At 66.4% G+C, this 6,049-nt stretch carries 6 protein-coding genes; 4 read left to right on the forward strand and 2 right to left on the reverse strand.

Annotated features, from left to right (window positions below):
* Positions 1-9: 9 nt before the first annotated feature.
* Both VHD82_RS30515 and VHD82_RS30520 read right to left on the reverse strand, forming a co-directional pair.
* Complete coding sequence (locus VHD82_RS30515) at positions 10-765, reverse strand: decaprenylphospho-beta-D-erythro-pentofuranosid-2-ulose 2-reductase (RefSeq protein WP_325711887.1); 756 nt, start codon at positions 763-765, stop codon at positions 10-12.
* Positions 762-2,144: an FAD-binding oxidoreductase gene (locus VHD82_RS30520; protein ID WP_325711890.1), complete on the reverse strand. Its 1,383-nt coding sequence runs from the start codon at positions 2,142-2,144 to the stop codon at positions 762-764. Before VHD82_RS30520 ends, VHD82_RS30515 begins: the two co-directional genes overlap by 4 nt.
* A gap of 93 nt (positions 2,145-2,237) precedes the next feature.
* On the opposite strand from VHD82_RS30520, the gene VHD82_RS30525 reads away from it, so the two are divergent.
* The 4 genes from VHD82_RS30525 to VHD82_RS30540 all read left to right on the forward strand — a co-directional run bounded on the left by VHD82_RS30525 (position 2,238) and on the right by VHD82_RS30540 (position 5,955).
* Entirely contained in the window at positions 2,238-2,687 is a 450-nt protein-coding gene (locus VHD82_RS30525; RefSeq protein ID WP_325711893.1) for a GtrA family protein, read from the forward strand.
* Positions 2,688-2,761: 74 nt separating this feature from the next.
* On the forward strand, positions 2,762-4,699 hold the full coding sequence (locus tag VHD82_RS30530; RefSeq protein ID WP_325711895.1) for a glycosyltransferase: 1,938 nt from the start codon (positions 2,762-2,764) through the stop codon (positions 4,697-4,699).
* 181 nt (positions 4,700-4,880) lie between these two features.
* Positions 4,881-5,354 carry a hypothetical protein gene (locus VHD82_RS30535; RefSeq protein WP_325711897.1) on the forward strand — a complete coding sequence of 158 codons (474 nt, stop codon included), beginning with the start codon at positions 4,881-4,883 and terminating at the stop codon, positions 5,352-5,354.
* Positions 5,314-5,955, forward strand: coding sequence for a DUF3558 family protein (locus VHD82_RS30540; protein ID WP_325711900.1), 642 nt, complete (start codon positions 5,314-5,316; stop codon positions 5,953-5,955). Before VHD82_RS30535 ends, VHD82_RS30540 begins: the two co-directional genes overlap by 41 nt.
* Positions 5,956-6,049: the final 94 nt, after the last annotated feature.

Here is a 6,049-nt window from a genome sequence, read left to right on the forward strand (position 1 = left end):
AGGGGCGGGTCAGAGCGGGAGCTTGCGGAAGATCGGCCGCGGCACGTGCCGGAGGATCGACATCACCGGGCGGAACGCGGCCGGCGCCCACACCAGGTCCTTGCCCTTGCGGGCCGCGTCGACGGCGATCTCGGCCACCTGTTCGGCGGTCTGCTCCAGCGGGGCCTTGCCCATGCCCTCGGTCATCTTCGTCTTGACCTGGCCGGGGCGGACCACGGTGACGGTCACGCCGCTGGGCGCGAGCGCTTCGCCGAGGCCGAGGTAGAACCCGTCGAACCCGGCTTTCGTGGAGCCGTACAGGAAGTTCGACCGGCGCACGCGCTCACCGGCGACCGAGGACAGCGCGATGATCTGGCCGTGCGCCTGCTGCTTGAGCTTGTCCGCGAGCGCGACGCCAACGGAGACGGCGGCGGTGTAGTTCACCGTGGCCAGCTCGACGGCCTTCGCGTGGTCCTGCCAGACCTCCTCGGCGTCACCGAGCAGACCGAACGCCACCACCGAGACGTCGATGTCGCCCTCGGCGAAGACCTGGTCCAGCACCTTGGGGTGTGAGCCGGTGTCCTTGGCGTCGAAGTCCACTTCGGACACTGTGGCGCCGGCACCGCGCAGCTGCTCGGCCGCGAGCTTGCGCCGCTCGGACGGCCGCGCCGCGAGCACCACCTTGAGCGGCTGTTCGGCCAGGTAGCGCCGCGCGATCGCAAGCGCGATGTCCGAGGTGCCGCCGAGCAGCAACAGCGACTGGGGGTTGCCTACCGCGTCGATCACAGTCCAAGCCTCCGGCTCATGTCTGAAGCGAAAACGCCTTCGGGGTCAACGGAATGGCGAACCTTGCGCCATTCGTCCAGGCGGGGATACATCTTGGCGAACGTCTCCGCCGAGGTCCGCGAATCCTTCGCCGTGTACAGCCGGCCGCCGGCGGCGAGCACGTCCTCGTCGAGATCGTTGCAGAACCGGCCGAGCCCGCCCTTGATCGGGAAGTCCACGCTCAGCATCCACCCCGGCGAAGGCCAGGACAGCGGCGCCGCGTTGCCCTCGCCCATCCGCTTGAACACGTTCAGGAACGAATAATGCCCGGAATTGGCGATCTTGCGGCAGATCGTTTTGAGGTCGTTCTCGCGGCCGAACGGCACGGAGAACTGGTACTGCAGGAAACCGTGCGAACCGTAGGCGCGGTTCCACTCACTGAGCATGTCCAGCGGGTGGTAGAACTGCGTCAGGTTCTGGATCTTGCCGCGGGCGCCACCCTTGGGCACGGTGCGCTGCCAGATGTTGTTCAGCAAACCGAAGGTCAGCTTGTTGCCCAGCCCGTTGGGGAAGATGTCAGGCAGCTTCATCAGCTGCGGCGCGTCGAATTTCAGCGGGTCGTGGCGCAGTTTCTCGGGCAGCTGGTCCACCCTCGCCAGCGAACCGCGAGAAAACGTGGCCCTGCCCAGCCGCTCGTCGGAATTGATCAGGTCCGGCACCGACATCGAATAGTCGTAGGTGAGGTCCGAACCATCCGTGAACAGCGCGAGGGTCTCGTCGAGGTTCGAGGTGCGGTCCGCGTCCACGATGAAGTAGGCGCTTTCGGTCTTCTTCATCCGGATCGTGGCGCGCACGATGATGCCGGTCAGCCCGATCCCGGCCACGGTCGCCCAGAACAGCTCCGCCTCCGGGCCCTCCGGGGTCAGCTTGCGTACCTGGCCGTCCGCGGTGAGCAGGTCCATCGACACCACGTGGTTGCCGAAGCTGCCGGCACTGTGGTGGTTCTTGCCGTGGATGTCGTTGGCGATCGCGCCGCCAATGGTGACCTGGCGGGTGCCCGGCAGCACCGGAACCCACAGGCCGTGCGGTAGCGCCGCCTTCATCAGCTGGTCCAGGCTCACGCCCGCATCCAGGTCGACCAGCGCGGAGTCCGGGTCGATCGAGTGGATCCGGTCCAGCGCGGTCATGTCGACGACGAGGCCACCGGCGTTCTGCGCGGTGTCGCCGTAGGAGCGCCCGAGGCCGCGGGCGAGGACGCCGCGCTCGCCTGCCTGGGTCACGGCCTTGGCGATGGTCTCGACGTCCGGGGTGCTCAGTACGTCAGCCGTCGTCGGGGCTGTGCGGCCCCAACCGGTGAGTGTCCGCCGCTCCGTCCGCGGCTGCGAGTCTGCTGCGTTCACCCGGACCAGGGTAACGATGCCCGATCGGCGGCTTGCGGTTGACCGCTTCTACACTTTCCGCGTCCATGCAATCCATGCCGGTGAGGTAGTGCAGTGGTGTCTACGGAACCGCAGGAGTCGGCCGAAACGAAGAAGGCCGCGCCCGGTCTTTTCGCCCAGCTGGTGCGTTTCGCGCTCATCGGCGGCTGCTGCGCCCTGCTCGATCTTGGTATTTACAGCGGCGAACGGGCCCTGGGCATGGATCATGCGCCCTGGGACACCGTTGCCAGGGCGGTCAGTTTCATCATCGGAACCACGACCGCGTATTTCCTTAACCGGAAATTCACGTTTTCCGCGGGCCGGAAGGAAGGCGCCGGTCAGGTCGGTAGTTTCGTGCTGCTTTACACGGTGACGTTCTTCGTCGCGGTGGGCATGAACGCGCTGATGCTGGCGGTACTGCCGGAGATGGCGTGGAAAGCGACGCTGGCCTGGGTGATCTCCCAGGGCACCGCCACCGCGATCAACTTCGTGATGCTGAAGTGGGTCGTGTTCCGCGAGAACTAGCTTGTGAAAGTTTCACAACCGCACCGTGTAGCTTGACGAGGGCGTGACCAATCCCCCTGGAGGACAGCGAATCAATGGCTGGTAAAACCGGCGCCGCGACGACCAGGGCGAGGGCCAACGGCACTCGCGCCGCCGCGACCAAGGAGCAGACCACGTTCACGGAACACACTCCCCATGGGCGGTTGACCGCGCAACGCGGGCTCTACGCCGGTCCGTCGCCGGTCGTCTCGAAGGATCTGTATGCCGAGGTGCGCGAAGGCGTCGTCACCCGTAAGCGGGGCAGCCTGAGCCTGGAGCCGTCCGCGCGAGTGTCCGGCAACACCTACTTCGGCCGCTTCCCGGCGAGCTACTGGCAGCGCTGGACCACGGTGCGTGAGGTGCAGGTCGAGCTGGTCGCCACCGGCGCCGGGCTGATCGCCGTGCGCGCCTCGGACTACGAGGGCGAGCCGCGCACCGTCGCGGCACAGGAGCTCCAAGGTGCCTCGAAGCAGGCCGTCACGTTCACCGCGAAGCTCGACAAGTTCCTCGACGGCGGAGCGCTCTGGCTCGACCTCGAGACCGAGGCCGGGCAGCAGCTGACCGTCGAGCAGGTGCGCTGGACGGTGGCGCCGCCGGAGCAGGTGCGGCCGACCGCGGTCACCATCTGCACGATGAACCGTGCCGACGACTGCCTGCAGAACCTGCAGGCGCTGGCCGGGGACATCTCGTCGCTGGACACCCTGGACGCGATCTACGTCGCCGACCAGGGCACCGACCGGGTGGACTCGCGGGACGGGTTCGCCCAGGTCGAGAAGGACCTCGGCGGGAAGCTGCACTACATCACCCAGCCGAACCTCGGTGGGGCAGGCGGGTTCACCCGCGGCCTGTACGAGGTGGCCGGGCACACCGAGACCGAGCACGCGAACGTGCTGTTCATGGACGACGACGTGCTGCTGGAGCCGGACCTGGTGGTCCGGATGACGGCCTTCTCGAACCTGGCCGCGAACCCGATCATCGTCGGCGGTCAGATGCTCAACCTGCTGCACCCGCACCAGCTGCACGTCGGCGCGGAGTATGCGCGGCTGAACACGCTGGAGCCGGGGATGCCGGTGGAGCACAGCCTGTCCACGGCGAACCTGCTCGGGGTCGACGAGGAGACCGGCAAGCCGAACCGGCAGGAGCGCCGGGTCGACGCCGGGTACAACGGCTGGTGGTCCTGTCTGATCCCGTACGAGGTGGTCAGGGAGACCGGCTACCCGATGCCGTTCTTCTTCCAGTGGGACGACGCCGAGTACAGCTACCGGGCGCGGGCGCACGGCTTCCCGACGGTCACGCTGCCGGGCGCGGGTGTCTGGCACGCGGACTTCCACTGGAAGGACTGGGACGAGTGGCACCGGTACTTCAACCTGCGCAACTCGATCATCACCGCGGCCCTGCACAGTGAGTTCAACCTGACCGTGCTGTGCCGGGTGCTGATGGCGCAGCTGGTACGGTACCTGCTCGGGATGCAGTACGGGCTGACGCACACCCTGATCAAGGCGGTCGAGGACTTCCTGGAGGGCCCGGAAATCCTGCGGGACGGCGGGGTCGCCGCGATGAAGGAGATCCGCGAGATCCGGGCCCGTTACCCGGAGACGAAGCGGTACGACCCGACCGAGGTGCCCGGCATCGCGTCGAACGACATCGGCATCATCAACAGCCCGGGCAGGCCCGCGCTGCAGCGGGTGGTGCTGGTCAAGCGCATCATCGACCGTCTTCGTGGCCGCAACCGCTTCGGCCTCGGCGCGATCCCGACGGACGAGGCCAGCTGGTGGCACGTGGCGCTGTTCGACACCGCTGTGGTGACAGACGCGTCGCAGGAGGGCGTGCGGGTCCGCAAGTACGACCGCGACCGCATGCTCGACCTGGGCAAACGTGGTATCCGCGTGCTCAACCGGCTGCGGAAGGAAGGGCGGGGCGTGCAGGAGCAGTACAAGCGCGCCATGCCCGAACTGACCAGCCGTGAGAACTGGAAACGCCTGTACGAGCTGTGAGGCTGGTCAGCGGGGCCGCTCCCACCAGGGGGCGGCCCCGTTTTCTGTTCGCGTCCGGGAACCGGGGGCCTGCCACCTGCGTCGGAGTGGTGTTTCTGTGTGAAAGCCCGGTTGCGGAAGGTCGCCGCCCAGTAGACTCCGCCCCGGAGACCCAGGACAACGCGACTACGTGGGGATAGTGATGACGGGGTTCGTGCCGGATGCGGGGCAGCCGCAGACGCCAGCCACCGGAGCGACCGCAGGCGCGGTCGGCTCGGTGCTGGGCGGGATGCTGAGTGCGCAGGCCATAGCGTCCACCAAGGGCGAGGTGCAGAAACTCGTCGACTCCGCCAACTCCGGCGGCTTCGCCATCAGCGAAGAAGGCGCGGACGAATACATCCGGGTGTTCCGGGATTTTGAAGATGTGATCGGTAACGTGCAATTCACCTTGCGTGATGCGAGCCAAGCGCCTGCCCTCGGCAGCAGCCCGTACGCACAGCAAATAGCGTCACACACGCAGTTGGTCGCGACAGGCGATCAACAGTCGTACGCTACGGCGCTGCAGTCTTTGGGAGAGATCGTGAAGCAGGCTCGCCAGGCCTTCGAAGTAGCGAAAACGCGTTACTCCCAAATGGATGACGATGCGAAGCAAACTTTCGGCGGAGTGCAGGTCTGAATTCATGTCGATCCGTAGGGTGAAGACCAATGTGCTGCTGGTGGCATCGGTCGTCGGGGTCCTCAGTCTCGCTGGTTGCTCGAATGAGCAACAGGGCAATGCCTCCCCGGCAACGAGTGCGTCCGGTTCGTCCGCGGCCTCGGGCGGCGAGTCCGCGCAGCCGACGGGAGACGCGCAGCTCGCGGAGTTGAAAGCGTGTGAGTTGCTGACCACGCAGGAGGCTGCCCTCTTCAATGCGCAAGGGCCGGGGCAAGACCAGAACACGGAAGCGTCGGGTGCGACCAGCAGTTGCCACTGGACCGGTCGTTCGGCGGACGACTCGTCGACCACGGCCGGGATAAATATTCGGGCAACGCAGGGCGTTGACTCTGTTAATCCTGACGGGGGTCAATTGACGGCCGGCAAATTGAATACCCGACCTGCGGTCAAGCTGGTGGACAATTCCGGTGGCTATTGCATGTTGGCACTTGGAGTGACCGCCACGTCCCGGGTCGACGTCGGGTATCTGATTGTCGGCGCGACCGATGCCACCGAAGCCTGCGATATGACCAACAAGATCGCCAACATCGTTGAGCCCAAGCTGCCGAAGTACGAGGGGTAGTCATGACCAATCCGCAGCAGTCGGCCGGTCAGCAGGGGGACCTGAGCCAGTACAACAACCAGTACAACGGCTACAACCCGACCGGCGGCGGGAG

Source organism: Amycolatopsis sp., from assembly GCF_035546795.1.
In the GTDB taxonomy this organism is placed as follows: Bacteria; Actinomycetota; Actinomycetes; order Mycobacteriales; family Pseudonocardiaceae; genus Amycolatopsis_E.